The organism is Cryptosporangium japonicum, assembly GCF_039524755.1.
Classification (GTDB): domain Bacteria; phylum Actinomycetota; class Actinomycetes; order Mycobacteriales; family Cryptosporangiaceae; genus Cryptosporangium; species Cryptosporangium japonicum.
In genome coordinates, this window is record NZ_BAAAGX010000046.1 from 155690 (window position 1) to 181410 (window position 25721).

At 70.7% G+C, this 25721-nt stretch carries 23 protein-coding genes; 10 read left to right on the forward strand and 13 right to left on the reverse strand.

The genetic code is table 11. From position 1 onward, the window contains the following. Positions 1 to 2197, reverse strand: a 2197-nt coding sequence (locus ABD437_RS41035; protein WP_344654400.1) for a GAF domain-containing protein, incomplete at its 3' end; no start/stop codon positions are given. Between the two features lie 27 nt (positions 2198 to 2224). Beyond that, positions 2225 to 3022, reverse strand: a complete 798-nt coding sequence (locus ABD437_RS41040) for an alpha/beta fold hydrolase (protein ID WP_344654401.1) — start codon at positions 3020 to 3022, stop codon at positions 2225 to 2227. Positions 3023 to 3200: 178 nt separating this feature from the next. Between ABD437_RS41040 and ABD437_RS41045 the strand changes: the two genes are divergently transcribed. From ABD437_RS41045 to ABD437_RS41055, 3 genes are read left to right on the forward strand one after another with little or no spacing between them, the layout of a single operon-like run. Next, positions 3201 to 4115 (forward strand): SPFH domain-containing protein, encoded by a 915-nt coding sequence (locus ABD437_RS41045; protein ID WP_344654402.1) that lies wholly within the window; start codon positions 3201 to 3203, stop codon positions 4113 to 4115. Positions 4116 to 4130: 15 nt separating this feature from the next. Further along, complete coding sequence (locus ABD437_RS41050; RefSeq protein ID WP_344654403.1) at positions 4131 to 4355, forward strand: type II toxin-antitoxin system antitoxin; 225 nt, start codon at positions 4131 to 4133, stop codon at positions 4353 to 4355. A gap of 11 nt (positions 4356 to 4366) precedes the next feature. Continuing rightward, complete coding sequence (locus ABD437_RS41055) at positions 4367 to 5023, forward strand: GOLPH3/VPS74 family protein (protein WP_344654404.1); 657 nt, start codon at positions 4367 to 4369, stop codon at positions 5021 to 5023. Positions 5024 to 5026: 3 nt separating this feature from the next. On the opposite strand, the gene ABD437_RS41060 is transcribed toward ABD437_RS41055, so the two are convergent. Continuing rightward, positions 5027 to 6697 carry a YibE/F family protein gene (locus ABD437_RS41060; RefSeq protein WP_344654405.1) on the reverse strand — a complete coding sequence of 557 codons (1671 nt, stop codon included), beginning with the start codon at positions 6695 to 6697 and terminating at the stop codon, positions 5027 to 5029. An 84-nt stretch (positions 6698 to 6781) separates the two neighbouring features. Further along, positions 6782 to 8266, reverse strand: coding sequence for a DUF4331 domain-containing protein (locus ABD437_RS41065; protein WP_344654406.1), 1485 nt, complete (start codon positions 8264 to 8266; stop codon positions 6782 to 6784). Between the two features lie 163 nt (positions 8267 to 8429). Between ABD437_RS41065 and ABD437_RS41070 the strand changes: the two genes are divergently transcribed. The 3 genes from ABD437_RS41070 (at position 8430) to meaB (ending at position 13520) form a co-directional block, all read left to right on the forward strand. Beyond that, positions 8430 to 10253: a methylmalonyl-CoA mutase family protein gene (locus ABD437_RS41070; RefSeq protein ID WP_344654407.1), complete on the forward strand. Its 1824-nt coding sequence runs from the start codon at positions 8430 to 8432 to the stop codon at positions 10251 to 10253. Beyond that, positions 10250 to 12418: a methylmalonyl-CoA mutase gene (gene scpA, locus ABD437_RS41075; protein ID WP_344654408.1), complete on the forward strand. Its 2169-nt coding sequence runs from the start codon at positions 10250 to 10252 to the stop codon at positions 12416 to 12418. The genes ABD437_RS41070 and scpA overlap by 4 nt, the downstream gene beginning before the upstream one ends. 106 nt (positions 12419 to 12524) lie before the next feature. Further along, positions 12525 to 13520, forward strand: coding sequence for a methylmalonyl Co-A mutase-associated GTPase MeaB (gene meaB, locus ABD437_RS41080; RefSeq protein WP_344654409.1), 996 nt, complete (start codon positions 12525 to 12527; stop codon positions 13518 to 13520). Between the two features lie 101 nt (positions 13521 to 13621). Here meaB and ABD437_RS41085 read toward each other — a convergent pair whose 3' ends face one another. Continuing rightward, complete coding sequence (locus ABD437_RS41085) at positions 13622 to 14611, reverse strand: DUF2867 domain-containing protein (RefSeq protein ID WP_344654410.1); 990 nt, start codon at positions 14609 to 14611, stop codon at positions 13622 to 13624. A gap of 124 nt (positions 14612 to 14735) precedes the next feature. Between ABD437_RS41085 and ABD437_RS41090 the strand changes: the two genes are divergently transcribed. Next, on the forward strand, positions 14736 to 15302 hold the full coding sequence (locus tag ABD437_RS41090; RefSeq protein ID WP_344654411.1) for a TetR/AcrR family transcriptional regulator: 567 nt from the start codon (positions 14736 to 14738) through the stop codon (positions 15300 to 15302). A 9-nt stretch (positions 15303 to 15311) separates the two neighbouring features. Continuing rightward, the gene (locus ABD437_RS41095; protein WP_344654412.1) at positions 15312 to 15701 is read left to right on the forward strand and encodes a pyridoxamine 5'-phosphate oxidase family protein; all 390 of its coding nucleotides are present in this window, start codon (positions 15312 to 15314) and stop codon (positions 15699 to 15701) included. 2 nt (positions 15702 to 15703) lie between these two features. Here the strand turns inward: ABD437_RS41095 and ABD437_RS41100 are convergent, their stop codons facing one another. From ABD437_RS41100 to ABD437_RS41135, 8 genes are all read right to left on the reverse strand, one after another. Further along, on the reverse strand, positions 15704 to 16222 hold the full coding sequence (locus ABD437_RS41100) for an excalibur calcium-binding domain-containing protein (protein ID WP_344654413.1): 519 nt from the start codon (positions 16220 to 16222) through the stop codon (positions 15704 to 15706). Positions 16223 to 16395: 173 nt separating this feature from the next. Beyond that, the gene (locus ABD437_RS41105; protein WP_344654414.1) at positions 16396 to 16644 is read right to left on the reverse strand and encodes a hypothetical protein; all 249 of its coding nucleotides are present in this window, start codon (positions 16642 to 16644) and stop codon (positions 16396 to 16398) included. 64 nt (positions 16645 to 16708) lie between these two features. Beyond that, complete coding sequence (gene mmsB / locus ABD437_RS41110; protein WP_344654415.1) at positions 16709 to 17935, reverse strand: multiple monosaccharide ABC transporter permease; 1227 nt, start codon at positions 17933 to 17935, stop codon at positions 16709 to 16711. Continuing rightward, entirely contained in the window at positions 17932 to 19470 is a 1539-nt protein-coding gene (gene mmsA, locus ABD437_RS41115) for a multiple monosaccharide ABC transporter ATP-binding protein (protein ID WP_035857373.1), read from the reverse strand. The genes mmsB and mmsA overlap by 4 nt, the downstream gene beginning before the upstream one ends. Positions 19471 to 19530: 60 nt before the next feature. After that, complete coding sequence (chvE, locus tag ABD437_RS41120; RefSeq protein WP_344654416.1) at positions 19531 to 20658, reverse strand: multiple monosaccharide ABC transporter substrate-binding protein; 1128 nt, start codon at positions 20656 to 20658, stop codon at positions 19531 to 19533. A 35-nt stretch (positions 20659 to 20693) separates the two neighbouring features. Then, positions 20694 to 21347 carry an L-ribulose-5-phosphate 4-epimerase gene (locus ABD437_RS41125; protein ID WP_344654417.1) on the reverse strand — a complete coding sequence of 218 codons (654 nt, stop codon included), beginning with the start codon at positions 21345 to 21347 and terminating at the stop codon, positions 20694 to 20696. Next, entirely contained in the window at positions 21344 to 23017 is a 1674-nt protein-coding gene (gene araB / locus ABD437_RS41130; RefSeq protein WP_344654418.1) for a ribulokinase, read from the reverse strand. Before araB ends, ABD437_RS41125 begins: the two co-directional genes overlap by 4 nt. Before the next feature lie 10 nt (positions 23018 to 23027). Next, positions 23028 to 24017, reverse strand: coding sequence for a LacI family DNA-binding transcriptional regulator (locus ABD437_RS41135; protein ID WP_344654732.1), 990 nt, complete (start codon positions 24015 to 24017; stop codon positions 23028 to 23030). Positions 24018 to 24376: 359 nt separating this feature from the next. On the opposite strand from ABD437_RS41135, the gene ABD437_RS41140 reads away from it, so the two are divergent. Next, positions 24377 to 24511, forward strand: a complete 135-nt coding sequence (locus tag ABD437_RS41140) for a hypothetical protein (RefSeq protein WP_344654419.1) — start codon at positions 24377 to 24379, stop codon at positions 24509 to 24511. 228 nt (positions 24512 to 24739) lie between these two features. Beyond that, positions 24740 to 25711, forward strand: coding sequence for an endonuclease domain-containing protein (locus ABD437_RS41145; protein ID WP_344654420.1), 972 nt, complete (start codon positions 24740 to 24742; stop codon positions 25709 to 25711). The last annotated feature ends 10 nt before the right edge of the window (positions 25712 to 25721 follow it).

A 25721-nucleotide genomic window follows, 5' to 3' on the forward strand; every position in this document is an offset into this window, starting at 1 on the left:
CGACCACGATGCCGATCTTGTCGTCACCGAGCTCGAACGCGTCGTACCAGTCGCCGCCGACCTCGAGGTTCTCCACCGCCGGCCGGTAGTGGGTGGCGATACGCAGCCCCTGCCGCTTCGGCAGCCCGCCGGAGAGCAGGCTGCGCTGCAGCGTGTACGCCACCTCGCGCTCCTGCTCGTAGCGGCGCGCGTTGTCGAGCGCGAGCGCCGCGGTGGCCGCCACCTCGGAACAGAACGCCACTTCGTCGACGCTGAACGCCCGCTCGTAGCGCCCCAGAACCAGCGCGCCGAGCGTCCGCCCCGAGGCGCGGAGCGGGAGCGCGAGCCACCAGTTCGCCGCACGGGGACCGGACGGGCCGATCGGCTGCCGCTCGGCCAGCAACTTCGGCCGGGTACCGCTGACGACCTGCGCGATGAGATCACCGGCCCGACCGGGCTGGATGCCGATCAGGTCACCGGTGGCCTCGGCGGTGCCGTCGGCGCGTGACTCGGCCAGCCGCCGGTTGCCGTCGGTCTCCATGAACTCCACGCTCGCGACCTCGGCGAGGTCCCGGGTGACCAGGTCGACGAGCCGTTGCGCCCGGTCGACCAGCCGGACCGTCTCCTCGAGGGAACGGCTGGTGGTGGCCAGGAAGTCCGACCGCTCGGCGGATTTGGTCGCTTCCGCGTGCAGGGCGGCGCGCTCCAGGGCCTGCCCGCCCTGACGTCCGAGCGCGTGCAGCAGTTCCCGGTCGTCGTCGGAGAGCTGACGGGTCTCGACGCACCCCGCGGCCAGGACACCCACCCGGTGATCGCCGACGTCGAGCGGGATCACGACGAGCGAGCCGGTGTTCGTGCGCTCCATGGCGGCCGCGATCAGCGGGTGCCGGAACCGGATCGACTCGGTCGAGTCGATCAGGATCGGACCGCGGCGGCGCAACGAGAACCGCTCCGGGTCGGGGACCGGGATCCGGGCCAGCTCGTCGAACTCACCGATGTTGACGGCCGCGATCTGCAGCAGGCCGTGCGTAGAGAGTTCGGCCGCGGCGGCCAGCCCGTCGTTGCCGAGCGCCTCGTCCACCTCGGTCGCCTGCGCGACCTCACGGCGGTCCAGGAGCCAGAGGCCCGCCCGGTCGCCGCCGAGCGCGTTGATCGCGGCGTCGACGAGCACGCGGCCCACCTCGGCGAGGTCACCGGCCGCGGCCAGCTCCGCGGCGACGCCCTGCAGGGTACGCACGCGCTCCTCGGACCGCTCGGCGCGGCGGCGCTGGACGAGCAGCTCCTCCTCGTACCGGCGCCGGTCGGTGGCCCCGAACACGGTGGTGCGGATCCAGCGGGGTTCCCCGGCGGTGTCGCGGTCGAGGACGGCGTTGACCAGGACGGGTAGCCGCTGGCCGGCCGGGTCGCGGATGTCGACCGCGATCTCGCGGACCGCGCCCTGCATGAGCAGGAGGGGTGAGTAGTGCGTCTCGTAGTAGATCTGATCGCCGGGGGCGAGCAGGTCCTGGAACCGGATCCGGCCGACGAGATCCTCGGCGCGGTAGCCGGTGGAGGTCAGGAAGTGCTGGTTGACCTGCGCGATGAGGCCGTGCGGGTCGGTGACGACGAAGCCGCAGGGCGCCTGGTCGAGCGGCCCGTCTCCGCCCAGGTCCCCGTCTCCGCCCGGGTCCCTGTCTCCGCCCTCACCGGAGCCAGCGCCGTCCGGCCCGGCGGGCCTGGACCCGGCGGCGCTCGACCCGGCGTGCTTCGGGGCGGAACTCGGCACGGCGTGGCTCGCAGCGGCGCTCGACCCGGCGTGGTTCGGGGCGGCGCTCGACCTGGCGTGGTTCGGGGCGGCGCTCGGCACGGCGTGGCTCGCAGCGGCACTCGCCCCGGCGTGGCGCGGTCCGTTCTCGCTCGGGGCCCCGTCCGCCGAACCGGGCGGCACGACCGAACCGGACGGCACGACCGAACCGGACGGCGCCGGGTCGGGTGGTAGCGACGGGCCGGACGGTGTCGGCGGCCCGACCGGGGCCGTGCCCGTCGCAGCGGGGTCCAGCGCGGCGGGATCCAGCGCGGCGGGCTCGATCGCGGCGGGGTCTATCGCGGCGGGGTCTATCGCGGCGGGGTCGGTCGGGGTGGGGCGGCGGCGGGTGCGCGGGCCCGGCCGGCGCCGCCCGGTGCCCGCGTGCGCCGCGGCCAACTCAGCGGCCGGATTGGACCGCTCCGGCGTCTCCACTCGGCTACCCCTCCGAATTCGTCAGAGTCAGCAGAAACCCTGCATGGCGGCGATGGTCTCGGCCGGGGCGCTCAGGTGCGGGCAGTGACCCGTGGCCGAAAGCAGCACGTACTCGCTCTCCGGCAGGTGCGCGTGCACGTACCGCCCGACGACCTCGGGCGCGATGACGTCCGCCGTGCACTGCAACACCAGCGACCGCACCGGCACCTTCGGCAGATCGGCCCGGTTGTCGCTGAAGAACGTGACCCGCGCGAACTGCCGGGCGATCGCGGGATCGGTGCGGCAGAAGCTGTTGGTCAGCTCGTCACCGAGCTCGGGCCGGTCGCCGTTGCCCATGATCACCGGCGCCATCGTGCTCGACCACCCCAGGTAGTTGCTGTCCATCGAGTCGAGTAAACCGTTCAGGTCCTCGGCGCGAAAACCGCCGACGTATCCGGCTGAGTCGTCGTCGAGGTAGCGCGGTGAGGGCCCGATCATCACGAGGCTCTCGAAGCGGTGCGGCTCCTGGATCGCGGCCAGCGCCCCGATCATCGAACTCACCGAGTGCCCGACGAACACGACCGACTCGAGCTCCAGCGCCGCCAGGACGTCGAGCAGGTCCTGCGCGTACCCGCCCAACGAGTCGTACCGTTCGCGGTCGTAGGCGGCGAGCTCGGACTTGCCGTGCCCGACGTAGTCGAACAGCACGATGCGGTACCGGTCGGCGAAGGCCGGCGTCAGGTACCGCCACATCGACTGGTCACAGCCGAAGCCGTGCGCGAACACCATCGCCGGACCGCCCTCGCGACCGGCCAGTTGCACGTGATTCCTGCTCAGGATGCTCATCTCGACTCGCAATCGGTCGGAGCGGCGGAGGGGGTTCGAGGCAGTGAGGGTGAGGCTACCCAGCGTCATCCGTGGCTGACCCTACCGTTCCGGCGACCCCCGTTGACCACTGTCCACACCTCTTGAAAAAAGTGATATCACTTTGCTAGACTGGAGCTATCGACGGGAGGAGCCGAAGATGACCATCGACCAGCCAGTGGTGGAAATGCCCGCCCCGCAGGTCCGTGAGCGACGCACCGACGGACTGCCGGGCATCCCGATCGCGCTCGTCCTACTGATCGTGCTGCTGGGTTCGGCGGCACCGATCGTGTACGGCGCCCAGAACGCCCCCGGCGCCGGGCCGGTCACGCTCATCGTCCTCGGCGTGGTGCTGGCCCTGGCCGCACTGCTCGGCCTCTGCGGCCTCACCGCGGTGGCCCCCGGCGAGGCCAGGGTGGTCCAGCTGCTCGGCCGCTACACCGGCACGATCCGGGCCGACGGGCTGCGCTGGGTCAACCCGATCACGAACCGGCAGAAGGTCTCGACGCGGGTACGCAACCACGAGACCGAGCTGGCCAAGGTGAACGACGCCGACGGCAACCCGATCCAGATCGCCGCCGTGGTGGTGTGGCAGGTGTCCGACACCGCGAAGGCCGCGTTCGAGGTCGACGACTTCGTGGAGTTCGTCGCGATCCAGAGCGAGACCGCGGTGCGTCACATCGCGAACAGCTACCCGTACGACGCCCCCGAGGACCAGCTCTCCCTGCGTGACAACGCCGACGAGATCACCGGCCGGCTCTCGGCCGAGATCGCCGCACGCGTCACCGCCGCCGGCGTCGAGGTGATCGAGTCACGTATCACCCGGCTGTCGTACGCGCCGGAGATCGCCCAGGTCATGCTGCAGCGTCAGCAGGCCAACGCGGTGGTCGCCGCACGCACACGCATCGTCGAAGGCGCGGTGGGCATGGTGGAGCTCGCGCTCGGCCGCCTCGCCGAGCACGACGTCGTCGAACTGGACGAGGAACGGAAAGCGACGATGGTGAGCAACCTGTTGGTGGTCCTCTGCGGTGATCGCGGCACGCAGCCGATCGTCAACGCCGGCTCCCTCTACTGACCGAGGGGCTACCCGATGGCCAGCGAGCGCAAGAAAATCCTTCTGCGGCTCGACCCGGCCGTGCACGACGCGCTGGCGCGGTGGGCGTCCGACGAACTGCGCAGCACCAACGCGCAGATCGAGTTCCTGCTGCGCCGGGCGCTCGGGGACGCCGGCCGGCTTCCCCGCGAGGCGCAACGCATGCGCGGCCCCGGCCGCCCCCGCCTGAACGAAGACGACGACGAGAACGACGAGTCGTAGGAGAACCCCTCATGGAGACCGAGATCTTCCTCCCCGCCCGGCTGTTCCTGCTCGCGTACGACCCGAAGAAGCAGCGCATCGCGGGCGCGTGGCACCTCGGTGCGGTGCTGCGTGCCGCCGCGCTGGCCGAACTGCAGTCCGGCGGACACCTGGCCGACGAGAACGGCCGCGTCGTCGTCACCCACCACCGCCACCCCGACCACGGCGACCCGGTGCTGGCCGACCCGTTCCTGCGCACCGTGCTGGACGAGGTCGCGGCGAGCCCCAAGCCGCGCAAGTGGGCGCACTGGATCGGCCGCCGCAACAGCGCCGCGGTCAAGGCGGTGCGTGAACAGCTGGACGCCGACCACACGATCAAAGCCGAGCGGCGACGCGCGTTCGGGGTGGTGCCGTACTGGACCGTGGCCCTCCGCGACACCCGGGCCCGCACCCGGTTCGCCGAGTCCGCGCGGCGAGCGCTGCGCGGCGGTGAGCCCCTCGACCGGCTCGACCGGCGCGACGCCGCGGTGGTGGCGCTGGCCGCCAACGGCGAGTTGCGGACCGTCGTCAGCGGCGCCGACAAGCGGAAGTACAAGCCGCGCCTGAAGGCGATGGGCGAGCTGGTCGGGCCGGTGGCCAAGGGGCTGAAGTCGGCGGTCCAGGCGTCCCAGGCGGCAGCCGCCGCCTGAGGCCTACGCGGGTGTTCCGGCCGGCTCCTCGTCCTCGGCGGGGGGCTCGGCCACGAGCGCCGCCAGCGCGGTGGTGATCGGAACCGACGCCACCAGGCCGATCGTCCCGACCAGCGCGCGGACGATCTCCTGCGCCAGCGACTGACCGGTGACCAGCGAACCGAGGCTCTGCCCGCTGACCGAGATCAGCAGCAGCAACGGCAGCGACGCCCCCGCGTACGCGAGCACGATCGTGTTCACCGCCGAACCGACGTGTGCCCGCCCCACCCGGATCGCCGCCCGGTACAGGTCGAACCGGCTGCGCGGGGCGCGGGCCAGCTCGGACACGACCTCGGCCTGCGTGATCGTGACGTCGTCGAGCACACCGAGCGAGCCGATGATGATGCCGGCCAGCAACAACCCACGCATGTCGACGCCACCCTCGACGGTGGCGAGGTAGACGCTCTGCTCGTCGCCGAGGCCGGTCAGCTCGGTGAGCGCGGTGAAGCCGGCGCCGAGCAGGCCGGTGAGCACGAGGCTCGCCAGCGTGCCGAGGATCGCCACCGAGGTACGCACCGAGACACCGTGGGTCAGGTAGAGCACCGCGAACATGATCGTGCTCGAGCCGACCACCGCCACCAGCAACGGCGGCGAACCGCCGAGGATGCCCGGCAGCACGAACAGCAACAACACCGCGAAGCTGACGACGAGCCCGCCGATCGCGGCGAGCCCACGCAGCCGCCCGAACCCGATCACCACGACCGCGGCGAGCGCCACGAGCAGCCAGAGCGAGCCGGAACGCTGCTTGTCGACGATCGTGTAGCGGGCGGTGGAGTCGCCATCGCCGCCCGAGAGGACGACCAGCACGACCTTGTCGTCGGCGTGGACGACCGGGGCGCCGGGGCCCTGGGGCAGTTCGATCGTGACGGTCTGCCCCTTGCCGACCCCGTCGGTGACCTTGACCGTGGCCGTGCCGCAGGGGCCGGTGAGTCCGGCGGCCTCGGCTTCGTCGGTGTCCGGGCAGGACTGCTCGACGACGCCGGAGACGGTGCCGGCGGACCGTTGCTGCTGGCCGCTGTCGCCGGTGCTGTTGCCGTAGTGGATCTGCCCGGGCCAGAGCCAGATCAGGCCGACGACGGTGGCGAGGATCGCGGGCACGAGGATCGCGATGACGGCCTTGCGGGTGCGCGCGGAGACCGGGGTGGCGGCGCTGTGGGTGTGGCTGTGCACGAGCTCGTCGTCCCGGAGCTCCGCCCCGTGCCCCGCGTGCCCGGGATAGCCGGGGTGGCCGGCCCCGGTGTGACCCGACCCGGCGTAACCCGAGCCGGCGCGGCCGGGCTCGGGATAGCCCGGGTCGGGGTAGCCGGGGGCCGAGCGGGGTGGGGCGGGCGGCGCGGCACCGGGGTGAACCGGGGGCTGGTGCCACTCCCGTTCGGCGGGGTGGACCGGAACCGACGCCCGGCCGGACGTCGGATACTCCGGCGTCTGACCGGGATTCTGGAAGTTCAGCCGGTCGTACGTGCCCTCGGCGTACTGCGGCGCGCTGTACTGCGGCGACCCGTACTCGGGCGGCTGGTACTGCGCCCCGCCCGACCGGTACGACTCGTCGTCACGACGTACGGCGTCCCGGTCCGGGGATGCGTTCCTATCGGGTTGACCGTCGCGGTCGGGCCACTCCGGGAACTGGTTGGCCATGGCCGCTTCTCTTCCTGGGGACAGAGCGGTCCGACGCTATCAGAGCCACGTGAGCGCCCGGAGGACGAACGGAATCCGCTGGCTTCAGGAGCCCCCGGCGAGCCGGCGACGCCAGAGCCACGCCGCCCCGAACGCCAGCAGCCCCGCCCCGCCGACCGCCGCACCCAGCGGAACGAGGTCGTCGGAGACGTCCGCCGCCGGGGAGCGTTCCGGCGGCCCGGCTACTCCGGTGACCGTCAGGGCGGCCGCCGAGGCCGGGGCCGCCGGAACGGTCCGCGACGACGAGGACTTCGGCAGCGCCAGGTACGGGAACGACCGCTCGAACGGAACGTCGTTGGTGTCCACCGCGTCGCCGAGGTCGTTCGCCGCCCCGGCCAGCTCCCCCGCGGCGACCTGGAGCGTGATGTCGAGGACGTCGTCGCCGAGCCGCCGCCCGTTCGGGAACCCGGCCTCGTCCCCGTCGAGCACCCCGAGCCGCTTCGGCGACGCCGTCGGTGGGATCGACGTGTTCAGCCGCAACTGTTCGCTCGGCGTGACCCGCGCCGGCCGGTTCAGGCCGGGCACGCCGGTGAGGAACGCACGCACCAGGTCCGCTCGTGGCGTCGCCGGGGCTTTGACGCGGTGGGTCTTTTCGAGCAGTCGCGGCACCTCGGGGTCGGTCACGTACCGGAGGAAGGCCCCGTCCCCGGCCGGTGACGAGGCGTTGAACCGGTCCTTGTCCCGGATCGGCACGACGATCTCGTTCACCAGCGGCATCCCCAGCCGCGACAGCTGGACGTACTCCCCGGTCGAAGTCCGCCGCGACGTGGTCGACCAGATCCCGACCACCGGGTCACCGTCGCGCACGATCCGGGAGATCGGCAGCTGGAGAGCGACCGAGTTGACGTTGTACGGCGCGTGCGTGTCGCGGCCGGCCCCGCTCGGACCGCCGCCCTGGAGCCGGTCGAAGACCCGCCGGTCGAGGAAGAACGGGTCGTCGGCCTGACCGGCGAACATCGTGACGCCGTGCTGGGAACGGATCACCCGGTCACGCAGGGCGCGGTAGTCCGGCATCGACGCCGCGCCGACGTTCGACGGGGCGACCGGCAGCGCCTCGGCGAGCACGTCGGTGCCGGTCCGCGACCCGTCCGCGGCCCAGTGGATCTCCTCCAGGCGGTAGGTCTGCCAGAAGTTGAGGTCCTCGTCGTCCAGGCCGGTGACCGGCCCGCTGTTGTAGAAGACCCTGTCCTCGCGGGCGTACGTGCTGGTGAACTGCCACCGGTAGGTGAGGTCGCGGTGGGCGTCGCCGTTGTTGTCGACGTTGATCTCGTACCGGGCGTCGGTGGCGAACGGGTAGAAGCCCGGGCCGCCGGCCGGCTCCTCGAACGGGATCCAGTCGGCGATCAGCGTGACGCGGTCGGGCCGGTCGGGGCTGACGAACGCGTACAGGTCGGTGTTGTCGTACTGGGGAAAGCCCGCGATGGCCGGGGCTTCGCGGTGGCTCGAGGCGGCCGCGCTGCCGGGCGTCAGCGCGGTCATTCCCAGGCCGAGCGCGGTGAGTGCGACAAGGATCCGCGGCGTGCGGGGCATCGGACGTCCTTCCGGGCGAGGAGGCTGCACCTCCGATTCGCCGCCGCGTGGCCCCCGGACGGGGGCGTGTCGCCTAGTTGACAAAACCGATCCAGGCGACTCGCCCCGGTTACCCGGACCACACTTCGGTCAGGGCTGACCGGAACGGCAATACGATCCCGACATGACGGTGCCGTCGGAGAAACTCGCGCTGGCCACCGGCTTCGAGCCGGCCGATCGGGAGCGCTGGCACGAGCTCGTGCTGGGTGTTCTGCGCAAGTCGCGGGTCGCGGACGACGAGACGCCCCCCGGCGCGGTGGAGGAGCTCCTCGCGACGACCACGTACGACGGCATCCGGGTCGCACCGCTCTACACCGCGGCCGATGCACCGGCCGAGGTCGGCCTTCCCGGCTTCCCGCCCTTCGTGCGGGGCAACCGGCAGCGTGACCTCACGGCCGGGAGCGGCGAGCGCCCCGGCGGGTGGGACGTCCGGCAGCGGCACGCCGACCCCGACGTCGCCGCGACGAAGGCCGCGATCGCCGCGGATCTGGAGAACGGCGTCACGTCGCTGTGGCTCGTGCTCGGCGACGAGGGGATCGCGGTCTCCGCGCTCCCCGACGTGTTGGAGAACGTCCTGCTCGACCTGGCTCCGATCGCCGTGGACGCGGGCGCCGCCACCCGTGAGGCCGCCGACGCCTTCCTGGCTCTGAACCCCACGACGAGCGGCAACCTGGGCGCCGACCCCATCGGTCTGGCCGCACGCACCGGGGTTCCGGCCGACCTCACCGTGCTCACCGACCTCGCGCAGCGCACCCGGGGCACCGCGATCCGCGCCGGGCTCGTCGACGCGACCCCGTACCACGACGCCGGCGGCTCGGACGCGCAGGAACTCGGCGCCTCGATCGCCACCGGCGTCGCCTACCTCCGAGCGCTCACCGAGGCCGGGCTCGGCGTCGAGGAAGCGCTCGGCCAGCTCGAGTTCCGCTACGCCGCCTCCGCGGACCAGTTCCTCACGATCGCCAAGTTCCGGGCCGCGCGGCGGCTCTGGGCCCGGGTCGCCGAGGTCAGCGGCGCCCCCGACGTCCCGCAGCACCAGCACGCCGTGACCAGCGCCGCGATGATGGCTGGCCGCGACCCGTGGGTGAACATGCTGCGCACCACGCTCGCCTGCTTCGGTGCGGGCATCGGCGGCGCGGACGCCGTCACGGTCGCGCCGTTCGACGCGGTGCTCGGCCTGCCCGACGCGTTCTCCCGGCGCATCGCCCGCAACACCCAGTCGCTGCTGCTGGAGGAGTCCAGCCTCGGCCGCGTGATCGACCCGGCCGGTGGCTCCTGGTACGTCGAGAGCCTCACCGACGAGCTGGCCCGCGCGGCCTGGGACGTCTTCACCGGAATCGAGAAGGCCGGTGGCATCACGACGGCGCCGATCGCCGACGACATCGCGAAGACCTGGGACGAGCGCCGCCGGAACATCGCCCACCGCCGCGACCCGCTCACCGGCGTCAGCGAGTTCCCGAACCTCACCGAGAACCGGCCGGCCCGCAAGCCCGCACCGGCGCCGGCGCGCGGCGGCCTCCCGCGGATCCGGTACGGCCAGGAGTTCGAAGCCCTGCGTAACGCCGCCGACCGGGCCGCGAGCAGGCCGACGATCTTCCTGGCCACGCTCGGCCCGCTCGCCGCCTACACCGCGCGGGCGACGTTCGCCGCCAACCTGTTCCAGGCCGGTGGCGTCGAACCCGTTCTCGCCGGCCCGGACCTCACCCCGGAGCAGCTGGCCGAGAGCTTCGCGGCCAGCGGGGCACGCACCGCCGTGCTCTGCTCCACCGACTCGATCTACGCCGCCGACGGGGAGGCCGTGGCCACCGCGCTCACCGGGGCCGGAGCCGCCCGCATCTGGCTCGCCGGCAAAAAGGGCACGCTGCCGAACGTCGACAATTATCTTTTCAGTGGTTGTGACGCGGTCGCCGTGCTGACGACGACGCTCGACGACCTGGGGGTTACGCGATGACGATCCCGGACTTCTCGAACGTCGAGCTGGGCGCGCCGGCCCCCGCGAAGGGCGAACGCGCCGAGACACCGGTCTGGGACACGCCCGAGGGCATCCCGGTCAAGCCGCTCTACACCGCCGACGACCTCGACGGACTCGACTTCCTCGACACCTATCCGGGCATCGCGCCCTATCTGCGCGGCCCGTACCCGGCGATGTACGTCACGCAGCCGTGGACGATCCGCCAGTACGCCGGGTTCTCCACCGCGGCGGCGTCCAACGCGTTCTACCGGCGCAACCTGGCCGCCGGCCAGAAGGGCCTCTCGATCGCGTTCGACCTGGCCACGCACCGCGGCTACGACTCCGACCACCCGCGGGTCGGCGGCGACGTCGGGATGGCCGGTGTCGCGATCGACTCGATCTACGACATGCGTCAACTGTTCGACGGCATTCCGCTCGACCGGATGAGCGTCTCGATGACGATGAACGGCGCCGTGCTGCCGGTGCTCGCGCTCTACATCGTCGCCGCGGAAGAGCAGGGTGTCGCGCCGGAGCAGCTCGCCGGCACGATCCAGAACGACATCCTCAAAGAATTCATGGTCCGCAACACGTACATCTATCCGCCGCAGCCGTCGATGCGGATCATCTCCGACATCTTCGCGTACACGTCGCAGCGGATGCCCCGCTTCAACTCGATCTCGATCTCCGGGTACCACATCCAGGAGGCCGGGGCGACCGCCGACCTGGAGCTGGCCTACACGCTGGCCGACGGCGTGGAGTACCTCCGAGCCGGCCAGGAGGCGGGGCTGGAGATCGACAAGTTCGCGCCGCGCCTGAGCTTCTTCTGGGCGATCGGCATGAACTTCTTCATGGAGGTCGCGAAGATGCGGGCGGCCCGCCTGCTCTGGGCGCGCCTCACCCGCGAGGCCGGCGCCGTGAACGCGAAATCCCAGAGCCTGCGCACGCACTCGCAGACCTCCGGCTGGTCGCTCACCGCCCAGGACGTGTTCAACAACGTCGTCCGGACGTGCGTCGAGGCGATGGCGTCGACGCAGGGACACACCCAGTCGCTGCACACGAACGCGCTCGACGAGGCGCTCGCGCTGCCGACCGACTTCTCCGCACGCATCGCACGCAACACCCAGCTGCTGCTGCAGCACGAGTCCGGCACCACGCGCGTGATCGACCCGTGGGGCGGGTCGGCCTATGTGGAGCGGCTCACCCACGACCTGGCCCGGCAGGCCTGGGGTCACATCCAGGAGGTCGAGGCGGCCGGCGGCATGGCCCGCGCGATCAACGAGGGCATCCCGAAGCTGCGCATCGAGGAAGCGGCCGCACGCACGCAGGCACGCATCGACTCCGGACGGCAGCCGGTCATCGGCGTCAACCGCTACCGGCCCGAGGCCGACGAGCCGATCGAGGTACTCCGCGTCGACAACGCCTCGGTCCGGCGCGAGCAGATTCTCAAACTCGAGAAGCTCCGCGCCGAACGTGATCCGCAGGCGGTCGAGTCCGCGCTGGCCGCGCTCACCAAAGCCGCCGACGCCGCGCTCAACGGCCACCGCGGCCCTGGCCTGGACGAGAACCTGCTCGCGCTGGCCGTGGAAGCGGCCCGGCACAAGGCCACGGTCGGCGAGATTTCCGACGCGCTCGAGAAGGTGTACGGGCGCCACGCCGGTCAGATCCGTACGATTTCCGGCGTGTACCGGGACGAGGCGGGATCGGCGGGGAACGTGGCCGCGGCACGTTCGGCGACCGCGTCGTTCGAGCAGGCCGAGGGTCGTCAGCCGCGGATCCTCGTCGCGAAGATGGGCCAGGACGGGCACGACCGGGGCCAGAAGGTGATCGCGTCCGCGTTCGCCGACCTCGGCTTCGACGTCGACGTGGGCCCGCTGTTCCAGACCCCGGCGGAGGTGGCGCGCCAGGCCGTGGAGGCCGACGTCCACATCGTCGGGGTGAGCACGCTGGCCGCCGGGCACATGACCCTGGTGCCGGCGTTGCGTGAGGAACTCGCCGCACTCGGCCGGGACGACATCATGATCGTCGTCGGCGGCGTCATCCCGCCCGCGGACGTATCGCCGCTCGCTGATCTCGGCGCCTCGGCCGTGTTCCTGCCCGGCACCGTGATCGCCGACGCGGCCCTCGGCCTCCTGGCCGAACTCCGCACCCGCCTCGGCCACCCGTGACGGTAGCTCCCGTGCTTTTTTTCCACGCCGCCCCCAGCCAGGTAGCGGGGCCGGGCGCAGCGGCCCGCACCGCCGCAACGCCGCCACACGTCGCGCGGGGCGGGCAATGAGCCGGCCGGCGCCGGACGTGGAGGAGTACGCGCGCGGCGTGCTCGCCGGGGAGCGGGCCTGGATCGCGCGGGCGATCACGCTCGTCGAGTCGCGTCGGGCCGATCACCGCGTCGCGGCCCAGGAGCTGCTCACCCGCCTCACCGCGACCGGGCGCGGTGCGCCGGTGCGCCGGGTCGGCATCACCGGCGTACCCGGCGTCGGGAAGTCCACGTTCATCGACGCGCTCGGCGTGACGCTCACCTCCGCCGGACACCGGGTGGCGGTGCTCGCCGTCGACCCGTCGTCGACCCGCACCGGCGGCAGCATCCTCGGCGACAAGACCCGGATGACGCGCCTGGCGGTCGACGAGAACGCGTTCGTCCGACCGTCCCCCAGCGCGGGCACGCTGGGCGGCGTCGCCAAAGCCACCCGCGAGGCGATGGTGATCGTCGAAGCCGCGGGCTACGACGTGGTGCTCGTCGAAACCGTCGGCGTGGGCCAGTCCGAAACCACGGTCGCCGAGATGGTCGACTCGTTCCTGCTGCTCACGCTGGCTCGCACCGGCGACCAGCTCCAAGGCATCAAGAAAGGCGTCCTGGAGCTGGCCGACGTGATCGCGGTGAACAAGGCCGACGGACCTCACGTCCGGGACGCCCAGAAGGCCGCCCGCGAACTGGCCGGCGCGCTGCGCTTGCTGCACGGCGACCGCGGTGGCTGGGACGCTCCGGTACTGACGTGCAGTGCGTCCGAGGGCACGGGGTTGGTCGAGGTCTGGGAGCAGATCGTCCGCCACCAGGACACCAGGTCGGCCTCCGGCGCCTTGGAGGCCCGGCGGCGGGAACAACAGGTGCGCTGGGTGTGGACGATGGTGCAGGACCGCCTACTGGCCTCGCTGCGCGACAACCCGCGGGTGGCCGAGCTGGCCCCGAAGGTGGAGCAGCAGGTGGCCGAGGGAACGCTCACTCCCGCCTTGGCCGCCGAGGAACTACTGACCGCCTTCCGAGAGACGTGATCCCCTAGCCGCCGAGGTGGGCTCCGCCCGGTCTGTCCGGGCCTGAAGCAGCGTGCGCAGAAGCGGAGCGACCGGAGCTGAGGCGTGGCTCGATGCGTGGGTTATCGCGTGACGGTGGCCGCCGCGCGGCGGAGCATGGAGCGGACCACGAGTGGGTGCACGCGCTCCACCACCGCGAGGTAGAGGCGACCACGCCGGTTGTGGGCGCGAGCCAGCGTGGCCAGCGTGACCTCCTGTTCGTCCACCACGAGCGCGGCCCGGAACACGAGGTGCTCCGCGTCGGCGTCGACGGTGGCGGTTCGGTCGGTGACCGCGCTCGGCCGGAACGTGTCCCGGGGCGCACGCTCGATGCCCAGCAGCGGCACGGCGGCCTGCCGGAGGGCGAGCGCGGCCCGCACCCAACCGGGCGGATTGCCGAAGGTGGCACCGAGCCAGGCCGAAGCCTTCCGCGGCATTCCGGGCCCCAGCCGCACCGCGTAAGCGTCGGCCAGGTCCGCGGCCCCGAACCCGGCCGACACCTCCCCCGGCACCGCCACCGCCACCGGACGCCGACCACCACGCCGGGCCCCGACCGCCCCCGCCCCACCACCAGAACCCCGCATCACGTCCGCCGCCACCCGCCCGAGCCCCGCCTGCCGAAGCACGCCGATCGACGCCCGCCCACCGGGGCGATTGCTCCGGCGGTGGCGGAGTAGGCGCACCCATGTCGACCAGTGGTGGGGCCGGCCGACCGTGCCCGTCGTGGTGCGTTCCGCGTTGTCCAGGGCGTCTTCGATCAGGGCGTCGTGGAGCCATCGGATCGCCAGCGGCCACAGCAGGCGCATCCGGCCGTGGAGGGTCGCGTCGCACTCGTGCACTACCCGCACCCGGTCGTCGGCCAAGGGCTCGGCTCGGAACTCGTGGTGGCCTCGCACGCCGATAGCCGGGTCGAAGGCGCAGCGCACCCGGCGGCCGGGGTCGTACTCCACCACCGTGTAGCGGATCGCGCTGTGTCCGCCGGAGGCGCCTACCTGGAGGGGACGGTCGAACGTCAGCGGTGGCCACCGCCGCGGCCAGAGCGTGTCGTCGGGGCTGCCCAGGCCGTCGATCAAGGGGGCTACGGCACTGAGCGGGGCAGGCAGATCACGGCTGTGGACGTTGCGCACGATGGCCTCCATACGGTGCCGTACGGTCCTCACCATACGGTAGCGTATGGGGGTGGGTAGGGACACGCGTTTGAGCGCTGACGACTGGGCGGCCGAGGCGCTCGTCGTGTTGGGCGAGAAAGGGCTCGGCGGCATCGCGGTCGAGCCGATCGCCGCGCGTCTGGGGGCCACCAAGGGCAGCTTCTACTGGCATTTCGCCAACCGGGACGCGCTGGTGGAGGCCGCGCTCGCGCGCTGGGAGCAGGTCACCGAGGGCATCATCACCGCGATGGACGAGGAGCCCGATCCCCAGCAGCGGCTCCGGCGGCTGTTCCGCCAGGTCGTGACCGGTGCGACGAGCAACGGGGTCGAGATCGGCCTGCTCGGCAACGCCGACGATCCCCGGGTGGCACCCGTGCTGCGCCGGGTGACGCAGCGCCGGTTGCGGTACGTCGCCGACACGTTCGCCGCGATCGGTTTCGACGAGCGGGCCGCCCGGCAGCGGGCGGTGCTGGCCTACACCGCCTACCTGGGGCACGTGCAGCTCGCGTCCACCGCGCCCGACGAACTGGCCGACCCGATGGCCGACCCGGACTACTTCGAACTGGTAGTGAACGGCCTGATCCACCCGGTCCGGCACGCACCACACGACCGATAGGCTCGATCAGTGAGCTTCGACCCCGCTGACCTGCCCCCGGCCGCGCTGGAATTCCTCACCGCGCGGCATCTCGCCACGCTCACCACCCTGCGGCCGGACGGATCGCCGCACGTCACGCCGGTCGGGTTCACCTGGGACGCCGACGCGGGCCTGGCCCGGGTGATCTGCTCGGGCCCCTCACGCAAGGCGCGGAACGCCGCCGAGACCAAACGGGCCGCGTTGTGCCAGGTCGACGGCGGTCGGTGGCTCACCCTGGAGGGCACGGTGGAGGTGGTCTCCGACCCCGCGCGCGTGGCCGACGCCGAGCGACGGTACGCCGCCCGCTACCGCCAGCCGCGCGAGAACCCCCTGCGGGTGGTCTTGGAGATCACCGTGACCACGGTCCTGGGCCGCATCTAGCGCTACTCGCAGCCGACCCCGTCCCCGTCCCGGTCGAGGTGCTTGGCGTAACCCGGTTCGCCGACGTGGATGGGGGCGGCGCCGGCCGCGCGCACGGCGTCGCAATTCTTGTAGTAGACGGAATCCGGCTCGGGCTGCGGGGCCGCCGCCGTGGTCCGGGGTGGGTCGGGCCGACGGGTAGCCGGGGCCGCGCGCCGGGTCGTCCGCGCCGGCTCGGGCTCGACGACGTCCACCTCCGTGCTCGTCTCCGCCACCGGTGCCTGCTCACCCACGAGCGGAGCCGCAGTTGACGGCACCGCCGCCGAGGAAGGCACAGCGGAAGCCGGAGGCGAAAAAGACGGTGACTCGGTGGCCGCGACGAACGACGTCTTCGGCGCCGGGTCGTCCCCCACCGACCCAATCACGCCGACGACGCCACAGAGCCCGCAGAAAGCCAGAATCGCGCCCCCGACGCCGAGGAGCACCCAGTGCAGCGGCTGCATACCCGTGCGACCGCTGGGAACGTGCGGTGAATAAGACACCGCGCGATGTTACGAACGGACGACACCCAGCCACGACAGCCGCTGGTCCCCCGTCACCTCGGGCGGACGGCCCAGCCGAACGGCTAGCTTCGGACGCCACCGGGCACCCCCGGCAAAGCCACTCAGCCGTTCGGCGCCCGATCCCACCCGTGCGTCCGTAACGCGACGACCCGCTACTCCAGCGGGCTCGGGTTGGCGGTGGGCGAGAGGACTGCACCGGCGTTGCGCCAGCCGGTCCAGTCACTCGCCACCCGCCCCACCCCGGTCTTCGTGTCACCGAACTCGGCGATGGCGGCGGTCAGCGCGAGCGTCGCGTGTACCTGTGCGAGCGCCGCGTGCGCCGTCATCCATTCCGGTTCCTTGTCGGTGGCCGACTCGGTCGCGTACTTCTGCGCGTGCAGGTAGTGCTCAGGTCCGTTCACCAGATCCCCCGATCAGTGCGTAACACCCAGATCGGAAGATAACCGACGAAAGACCTGTTAAAACTCAGAGCCCGCCGCGACGTCGCTTGTTGTAGAAGTCGAACGCCACCGCTGCGAGCAGCACCAGGCCCTTGATGAGCTGCTGCCAGTCGGTACCGACACCCAGGATCGACATGCCGTTGTTCAGGATGCCGATGATCAGACCACCGATGATCGCACCGGGGATCGTGCCGATACCGCCGGTCACGGCCGCGCCACCGATGAACACCGCGGAGATCGCGTCGAGCTCGAACCCGTTACCCGCGCTGGGGTTGGCCAGGTTGAGGCCGGCGGTGTAGACGAGGCCGGCCAGCGCCGAGATCACGCCCATGTTCACGAACAGCCAGAACGTCACCGACTTGGCTTTGACGCCGGACAGCTGGGCGGCGGACAGGTTGCCACCGATCGCGTAGATGTGCCGACCGAACACCGACCGGCTCATGACCGCGGTGTACCCGACGACGAGCAGGCCGAGGATCACCAGCACGATCGGCGTGCCGTCGTAGCTGGCCAGCTGCACGGTGACGAGCATGATCAGCGCGACCGCGAACGCCTGCTTGGCGACGAACCACCAGAGCGGCTCGCTCTCGAGGTCGTACTTGCGCCGCTCGCGCCGCTGCCGGAACGCCGACGCCACCAGGGCCAGCGACGCCAGTACACCGAGGATCATCGTCAACGGTTCGTACCCGCTCGACCCGAACGTCGGCAGGAAGCCCGAGCCGAGGTCACGGAACCCGTCGGGGAACGGCGCGATCTGCTTGTTGTCCAGCACGATCTGGGCCGCACCGCGGAACGCCAGCATGCCGCCGAGCGTCACGATGAACGCCGGGATGCCGAAGTACGCGACCCAGTAGCCCTGCCAGGCACCGACCAGACCACCCACGACCAGGCAGAGCACCACGGCGAGCGGCCAGGGCAGGTCCCACTTCGTGATCATGACGCCGGCCACGGCGCCGATGAACGCCACGATCGACCCGACCGACAGGTCGATGTGCCCGGCGATGATCACCATGACCATGCCGACAGCCAGGATCAGGATGTAGCTGTTCTGGATGATCAGGTTCGAGATGTTGATCGGCTTCAGCGTGATGCCGTCGGTCGTGATCTGGAAGAACACGACGATGGCGATCAACGCGATGAACAGGCCGACCTGGCTGAGCTGCCCGGTGAGGTAGCTGAGCACCCCGGACGTCGGGGGCTTGGCCGGCTTGGTGTCCACCGGCGGCTTGTCGAGTCCCGTGGGCGCGCTCATGCGTCCACCTCCCGGTACTTGGTCATGTACTGCATGAGGCCCTCGGCGGTTGCTTCGCTCCGGGGTACGTCAGCAGTGATGTGACCCTCGGAAAGTGTGTAGATCCGATCGCAGATGCCGAGCAGTTCCGGCAGTTCGGACGAGATGACGATGATGCCTTTGCCCTCGTCGGCGAGTCGGTTGATGACGGTGTAGATCTCGTACTTCGCGCCGACGTCGATGCCCCGCGTGGGCTCGTCGAGGATCAGCACCTCGGGGTCGGCGAACATCCACTTCGACAGCACGACTTTCTGCTGGTTGCCGCCGGAGAGCTTGCCGGTCTTCGCGGTGACGTTCGGCGCTTTGATGTTCATGCTCTTGCGGAACCGCTCGGCCACCGTCGACTCCTCGGCGTCGTTCACGAAGCCGAACCGCGCGAGCTTCCCGAGCGCGGAGCCCGAGATGTTGCGCTTGATGTCGTCGATCAGGTTCAAGCCGTAGCGCTTGCGGTCCTCGGTGACGTACGCGATGCCGGCCTCGATGGCGCGCGGAACCGTGTTGGTCCGCACCTCGACCCCGCGCTTGTAGACCTTCCCGCTGATCCCGGTTCCGTAGCTGTGCCCGAAGACGCTCATCGCGAGCTCGGTGCGCCCGGCACCCATCAGCCCGGCGATGCCGACGATCTCGCCCGCACGCACGTTCAGGGTGGCGCCGTCGACGACCTTGCGTGACCGGTCGATCGGGTGGTGGACGGTCCAGTCCTCGATGCGGAGCAGTTCCTCGCCCGGGTTCGACTCGTGGTCGGGGAACCGGCTCTCCAGGCTGCGCCCGACCATGCCGCGGATGATCCGCTCCTCGGTGACCTCACCGGAGTGCATTTCGAGCGTCTCGATCGACTTGCCGTCACGGATGATCGTGACGCGGTCGGCGATCGCCTCGATCTCGTTCAGCTTGTGGCTGATGATGATCGACGTGATGCCCTGCTCACGCAGCTGGCTGATCAGACCCAGCAGGTGCGCGGAGTCGTCGTCGTTCAGCGCCGCGGTGGGCTCGTCGAGGATCAGCAGCTTCACCTCTTTGGAGAGCGCCTTGGCGATCTCGACGAGCTGCTGCTTGCCCACCCCGATGTCGGTGACCTTGGTGATCGGGTTGTCGCGCAGCCCGACCCGCTTCAACAGCTTCGCGGCCTCGAGGTTCGTCTTGTTCCAGTCGATCCAGCCGCGCTTGGCCTGCTCGTTGCCGAGGTAGATGTTCTCGGCGATCGACAGGTACGGGCTCAGCGCCAGCTCCTGGTGGATGATGACGATGCCGGAAGCCTCGGAGTCGTTTATCGACTTGAACTCGACCGGCTGGCCGTCGAATTCGATCGAGCCCTCGAACGTGCCGTGCGGGTAGACGCCGGAGAGCACCTTCATCAAGGTGGACTTCCCGGCCCCGTTCTCCCCGCAGATCGCGTGAACGGTGCCGCGCTCGACTTCGATCGAGACGTCTTGCAGGGCTTTGACGCCCGGGAACGTCTTCGTGATGTCGCGCATCGCGAGGATCGTGTCCTGCATAGGTTCTCCCAAGGCAGCGCCGGTGGGTGGCGGGATCCCCGCCACCCACCGGTCAGCGGCCTACTTGTCCAGTTCTGCCTGGGTGTGGTAACCGCTCGCGATCACGTCGGTCTGCACGTTGTCCTTGGTGACGACGACCGGCGGGAACAGGTAGCTCGGGACGACCTTGACCTTGTTGTTGTAGGTCTTGGTGTCGTTGACCTCGGGCTCCTTGCCGGTCAGGAGGTCGTTCGTCATGACCGCGGCCTGCTTGCCGAGCAGTCGGGTGTCCTTGAAGATCGTCGAGTACTGCTGACCGTTCAGGATCGACTTGAGGCTCGGCACCTCGGCGTCCTGGCCGGTGACGACCGGGAGCTTCTTGGCGCCCTGGCCGTAGCCGGCACCGGTGAGCGCGGAGATGATGCCGAGCGAGAGGCCGTCGTAGGGCGAGAGCACACCCTGGACGGTCTTGCCGCCGGAGTACGACTTCGCGATCAGGTTCTGCATGCGGGCCTTGGCCGTGGCCGGGTCCCAACGCAGGGTCGTGACCTGGTTGAAGTCGGTCTGGCCGCTCTGCACGACGATCGTCTTCTTGTCGATGTAGGGCTGCAGCACCGACATCGCGCCCTTGAAGAAGAACGCCGCGTTGCTGTCGTCGTTGCTACCGGCGAAGAGCTCGACGTTGAACGGGCCCTTCTGGCCGGTGTCCTTGCCGTCCTTGTCGACGACGCCGAGGCCCTGCAGCAGGCTCTTGCCCTGCTCCACGCCGACCTTCTCGTTGTCGAACGAGACGTAGTAGTCGACGTTCTCGCTGCCGGTCAGCAGACGGTCGTACGAGATGACCTTGATGCCGGCCTTGTGGGCGTCCTCGAGCTGGTCGCTCAGCGAACCACCGTCGATCGACGCGATGATCAGGACCTTGACGCCCTTGGTGATCATGTTGCCGACCTGCTTGACCTGGGTCGGGATGTCGTTGTTCCCGTACTCGAGGTCGACCTTGTAACCGGCCTTCTCCAGGTCGGCCTTGACGGCGTCGCCGTCGGCGATCCACCGCTCGGAGACCTTCGTCGGCATGGCGACGCCGATCAGCGCGCCCTTGTTGTCGCCCGAGTCAGCCGAGTCCTCGGAGCCGCGGCCGCCGCTGCAAGCGCTGAGCGCCAGCGCCAGGCTCAGGGCAACAACGCCACTGAGTGCCTTTTTCGCGTGCATTCCTGTCGTCCTTCTTCTGGGGGGTTGGGGTGGATCTAGTTCTGGCCGTAGACGTTCTGGTAGCGGTCGTACAGCCGGTCAATGGACGCCTTGTCGACCGGTTCTACCGGTCCGCCCTGTTGAGCAATGTGGACGGTACGTGCCACGTCCTCGAGCATCACGGCTGCCTTCACCGCGGCCTTGGCGTTCTTCCCGATCGTGAACGGACCGTGACTCCGCATCAGCACGGCCGGGGACCGGTGGTTCTGGAGGGTCTCGACGATGCCGCGCCCGATCGAGTCGTCACCGATCAGCGCGAACGGCCCGATCGGGATCTCCCCACCGAACTCGTCGGCCATCATCGTGAGCGCGCACGGGATCGGTACGCCCCGGGCGGCCCAGGCGGTGGCGTAGGTGGAGTGGGTGTGGACCACTCCCCCGACGTCGGGCCGGTGCTTGTAGACGTAGGCGTGCGCGGCGGTGTCGCTCGACGGGGACAGGTCGCCCTCGACGAGGTTGCCGTCGAGGTCGCAGACGACCATCGACTCCGGCGTCAGGTCGTCGTACGAGACACCGGACGGCTTGATCAGGAACAGATCCTCACCGGCGACGCGCTGCGAGACGTTTCCGGCGGTCCAGATCACCAGGCCCCACCGGATCAGCTCCCGGTGCAGGTGGACGAGCTCTTCGCGGATCTGCTGGTGATTCATCGCCGGGCCTCGTTCCGGATCCGGCGCAGGCGGTGCAGCACGTCGTTGGTGCCGGTGCCGAAGTAGTCGTGCAGCGTGCGGTACTCGGCGTAGAGCGCGTCGTAGGCCTTCGCGCGCGACGGGTCGGGCCGGTACACCGCCCGCTCGACCCGGCCCATGACCTCGGCCGCGGCCGGGACGTCGGGGTAGGCGCCGGCCGCGACCGCGGCGTGGATCGCGGAGCCGAGCGCGGGGCCCTGCTCCGAACCGATGACCGAGATGGGCCGGTTCGTGATGTCGGCGTAGACCTGCATGAGGAACGTGTTCTTCAACAGGCCGCCGGCCGCGACGAGCTCGTCGACCGGCACGCCCGACGTCTCGAACGCGTCGATGATCGTGCGGGTGCCGAACGCGGTCGCCTCGACCAGCGCGCGGTAGATGTCCTCGGGCTTGGTCGCCAGCGTCGCCCCGACCAGCACTCCGGACAGCTCGTGGTCGACCAGGATCGACCGGTTGCCGTTGTGCCAGTCCAGGGCGATCAGGCCGTGCGCGCCGACGGCCTGCTTCGAGGCCAGCTCGGACAGGTACTCGTGCGGGTCCTGGCCGTTGGCCGCCGCCGCCTCGTGGTAGGCCGGGGGCAGCTGCGTGTCGACGAACCAGCCGAAGATGTCGCCGACGCCGGACTGGCCGGCCTCGTAGCCGTGGAGGCCCGCGACGATGCCGCCGTCGACGACGCCGCACATGCCCGGCACCTCGGCCAGCACCGCGCCGTTCATGACGTGGCAGGTGCTGGTGCCCATGATCGCCACCATCTGGCCGGGCGCGATCGACTGGGCCGCCGGCGCGGTGACGTGGGCGTCGACGTTGCCGACCGCGACCGCGATGCCGGCCGGGAGACCGGTCCACTCCGCGGCCTGCTCGGTGAGCGAGCCGGCGCGGTCGCCGAGCGCGGAGAGCGGGTGCTCGATCTTCGCGACGAACTGCTTGAAGCCCGGGTTCAGCGCCTCGAGGTAGTCCTCGCTCGGCCAGGATCCGTCCTGGTAGATGCCCTTGTAACCGGCAGTGCACCGGTTCCGGGTCTCGACGCCGGACAGCTGCCAGATGATCCAGTCGGCCGCCTCGATCCAGCGCTCGGTCTCGGCGTAGATCTCCGGGTCCTCCTCCAGGACCTGCAGGCCCTTGGCGAACTCCCACTCGGACGAGATCTTGCCGCCGTAGCGGTTGATCCACGGTTCGCCCCGCTCGTGGGCGAGCGCGTTGATGCGGTCGGCCTGGCCCTGCGCGGCGTGGTGCTTCCAGAGCTTCGGCCACGCGTGCGGCCTTTTCTCGAGCCCTTCGACGGCGCACAGCGGCGTGCCGTCGGCGGTGGTCGGCAGCACGGTGCAGGCGGTGAAGTCGGTGGCGATCCCGATGACGTCGCCCGGGTCGATGCCGGCCGCTTGCACCGCGGCGGGCACCGCGGTCTTGAGCACGTCGATCCAGTCGCTCGGGTGCTGGAGCGCCCAGTCCGGGGGTAACGGCTTGTCGTCGCCGGGCAGCGTGCGCTCGATCACCGCGTGACCGTAGGGGTGCACGGCGGTACCGACCTCGGCCCCGTCCTGCACGCGCACGACGAGTGCACGACCGGACAGCGTTCCGTAATCCACCCCGATCACGTATTTCGGTGCGCTGTTAGCGCTCACATCGGTCATGGACACCTCCTCAGTTCTTGTGCTGCACGGGGCCGGTGCTGTCGCGAAGTACCAGGTCGGGAGGGATGACCACGCGCTCGTCGGAGCGGGGCGCGCCCTCCACCTGGGCCACCAGCAGCGCGAGACTCCGACGGCCGACCTCACCGAAGTCCTGTCGGAGCGTGGTGAGCGGAGGCGCGAAGTACGCCGCCTCCGGGATGTCGTCGAAGCCGACGACGCTGATGTCGCCGGGGACGTCGATCCCCGCCTCGGCGAAAGCGCGGAGCACGCCGATCGCCATCTGGTCGTTGGCCACGAAGACCGCGGTGTGGTCACGGCGAGTGGCGAGCGCCAACCCCGCCTCGTAACCGGCCCGCGGGCTCCAATCGCCGTTGATCACCAGCGTCGGCGACTCGCCCGCCTCGGTGAGAGCGTCCCGCCAGCCGCGTTCGCGTTCGTTCGCTTCGTGCCAGTCGTCCGGGCCCGCGATGTGCGCGATCCGGCGGTGGCCCAGTGAGAGTAAGTGACGCGTCGCCCGGACCGCGCCGAGGTACTGGTCGACGGCGACGGTGGGCATCGGGCCCTCGCCGCCCTCGACCGCGACCAGCGGCACACCACCGGGCGCGTCGCGGAGCGCGGCCGCCGTGGCGGCACGCGGAGTGATCGCCACGATGCCTTCCACCGACTGCGCGGTGAGGTGCTCGAACGCTTCGCTGAGCGAGCGCCGGTCGGGCTCGCGCATACCCGCGATGCTCACCGCGTAGCCGGCGTCCCGGGCCGCGCGCTCGATCGCGACGAGCATCGACGCCGGCCCGAAGAGCGTCGTGTTAACGCTCACCACGCCGAGCTGCCGGGTGCGCCCGGTGGCCAGCGCGCGGGCCGCCGTGTTCGGCCGGTACCCCAGCGTCGTCATCGCGGCGCGGACCCGGGCCCGGGTGGTGGGGCTCACGGCCGTGCTGTCGTTGAGCACCCGCGACACCGTCATGTGCGAGACACCCGCCAACCGAGCGACGTCGGCCATGACCACGCGACGCTCCACGCCGTTCTCGATCACTTCGGAGATCGCGTCCGATCCATCGGCAGCCACACCCTTCACCTCCGTCCGCGTCCGGCGCTGTGGCTCAGGTCACCGCGCTAGCCGGAGATGTTAGCGGTAACACAAGGCGGGTCAAGCGAACGTTGCCGTTCGGTTACCAACCCGAGAACTGAACCGATTCCGATGGTCACTCGGCGCGCCGATCGCACCACTCGGCGCAAGCTCGTCCACTGTGCTGGGTCGCGCCCACATTCTTCCGAGGATCAGGTTTCCCACGCCGGTGACGGGGGGTAGCCGAAGAACGCAAGGATTTCGAGATCGATTCGAGTTCCCGAGGTGGTTCGATGGCGACCGGCGCGGCCCTGAAGCGAGACGTGAAGAAGACGGCGAAGACCGCCAAGAGCGAGGCCAAAGGCACCGGCAAAGCCGTGAAGCGCGACGCGAAGAAAGCGAAGCGCAAGGCGAAGAAGAAGGCCTGACCCCTCCCCCGACCCCGCCCCGCCCATCCCCTCCGGGCGGGGCGGTTTTCTGTCCACAGTCACCCGTACGGCTCTTCTCCGTCACCCACCTGGTCGAACTCGCTCACCGAGCGTTCGCTGACCGTCACCCAGCAGGCACCCTGCAAGGGGTTGCCGGGGGACGTGGGGCATGGGGGCGCAGTGCGGTCGGACGTTTCGTGGTGGACATCGTTACCTCGCGGTCGCGTCGTGCACCTCGTCGAGGTGGACGCGGAAACACTCGCCCTCGCGCTGGATCCGTTACCGCGTGACGCCCCGGTGGTGCTGACCTACCACCCGCGGGCGACCGCCTCCCAGCCGGCGATCGTGGCCGAGGTGCTCGGCCTCCTCGAAGCGTCGGCGATCGCGTTGTTCCCGGCCTGGCTCCCCGAGGCCGCGGGCATCACCGAGCCCAGCGACACGAACGTGGCGGCGGTCCGCGCGCTCGCGTCCCGTCTCGCCGGTAGGAGCCGCCACTTCGGCCCGTTCCTCGCCGACCTCGCGGCGCGGGCCCTCACCGGCGCCGGCTCCGACCGCTCGTTCCAACCCGAGGTCCGCGCCGCCGGCCTCACCCGGGTCCTGCTGGCCGCGTACTCACGCGCCGACGTCGTCCTGGTCGTCGACGTCCCGGAGGGGTTGCCGGCCGCCCACGAGACGCCGCTGATCGCCGCGCTGGAGTGGCTCGCCTTCCGGGGCGGCCTCGGCGGCGTGTGGCTGACCGGAGCGCCGTTGGCGGACCCCGACCGGGTGCAGTCCCAGCGGGTGCGGCTCCCCACCGCGGTACCGGCCGACACGCGCGGCGGCCCGGCTCCCGAGACGCTGACGATCCCGTCCCTGGGCGGACGGCCGAACCCGAACAGCGCCGCCGAGCAGTTGCTCGAGAAGGTGCTGAGCAGCCGCGCCTGGGCCCGCGGGCGCACGTGGAACCAGCCGTTCTCGTTCGGCCCCCTGACCAGCCAGATCCGGATCGATCTCTGCTGGGAGGCCGAACGCACCGCCGTGGAGGTGGACGGGCCGGAGCACCGGGGCCCCCTCCACTACGCCACCGACCGGACCCGCGACGTCCTGCTGCAGACCGCGGGCTACGCGGTGCTGCGCTTCACCAACGACCAGGTCCTGGGCGACGTCAACGCGGTCGCCCACCAGCTCGAACTCTTCCTGGAAAAACGACGCGGCGAATGACGCCCGAAGG

What these genes read in the sequence shown, in the direction of transcription:
- ABD437_RS41040 (WP_344654401.1), bottom strand. Translation starts at nt 3,022, where the DNA reads ATGAGCATCCTGAGCAGGAATCACGTGCAACTGGCCGGTCGCGAGGGC.
- ABD437_RS41045 (WP_344654402.1), top strand. Translation starts at nt 3,201, where the DNA reads ATGACCATCGACCAGCCAGTGGTGGAAATGCCCGCCCCGCAGGTCCGT.
- ABD437_RS41050 (WP_344654403.1), top strand. Translation starts at nt 4,131, where the DNA reads ATGGCCAGCGAGCGCAAGAAAATCCTTCTGCGGCTCGACCCGGCCGTG.
- ABD437_RS41055 (WP_344654404.1), top strand. Translation starts at nt 4,367, where the DNA reads ATGGAGACCGAGATCTTCCTCCCCGCCCGGCTGTTCCTGCTCGCGTAC.
- ABD437_RS41060 (WP_344654405.1), bottom strand. Translation starts at nt 6,697, where the DNA reads ATGGCCAACCAGTTCCCGGAGTGGCCCGACCGCGACGGTCAACCCGAT.
- ABD437_RS41065 (WP_344654406.1), bottom strand. Translation starts at nt 8,266, where the DNA reads ATGCCCCGCACGCCGCGGATCCTTGTCGCACTCACCGCGCTCGGCCTG.
- ABD437_RS41070 (WP_344654407.1), top strand. Translation starts at nt 8,430, where the DNA reads ATGACGGTGCCGTCGGAGAAACTCGCGCTGGCCACCGGCTTCGAGCCG.
- scpA (WP_344654408.1), top strand. Translation starts at nt 10,250, where the DNA reads ATGACGATCCCGGACTTCTCGAACGTCGAGCTGGGCGCGCCGGCCCCC.
- meaB (WP_344654409.1), top strand. Translation starts at nt 12,525, where the DNA reads ATGAGCCGGCCGGCGCCGGACGTGGAGGAGTACGCGCGCGGCGTGCTC.
- mmsB (WP_344654415.1), bottom strand. Translation starts at nt 17,935, where the DNA reads ATGAGCGCGCCCACGGGACTCGACAAGCCGCCGGTGGACACCAAGCCG.
- mmsA (WP_035857373.1), bottom strand. Translation starts at nt 19,470, where the DNA reads ATGCAGGACACGATCCTCGCGATGCGCGACATCACGAAGACGTTCCCG.
- chvE (WP_344654416.1), bottom strand. Translation starts at nt 20,658, where the DNA reads ATGCACGCGAAAAAGGCACTCAGTGGCGTTGTTGCCCTGAGCCTGGCG.
- ABD437_RS41125 (WP_344654417.1), bottom strand. Translation starts at nt 21,347, where the DNA reads ATGAATCACCAGCAGATCCGCGAAGAGCTCGTCCACCTGCACCGGGAG.
- araB (WP_344654418.1), bottom strand. Translation starts at nt 23,017, where the DNA reads ATGACCGATGTGAGCGCTAACAGCGCACCGAAATACGTGATCGGGGTG.
- ABD437_RS41135 (WP_344654732.1), bottom strand. Translation starts at nt 24,017, where the DNA reads ATGGCCGACGTCGCTCGGTTGGCGGGTGTCTCGCACATGACGGTGTCG.
- ABD437_RS41140 (WP_344654419.1), top strand. Translation starts at nt 24,377, where the DNA reads ATGGCGACCGGCGCGGCCCTGAAGCGAGACGTGAAGAAGACGGCGAAG.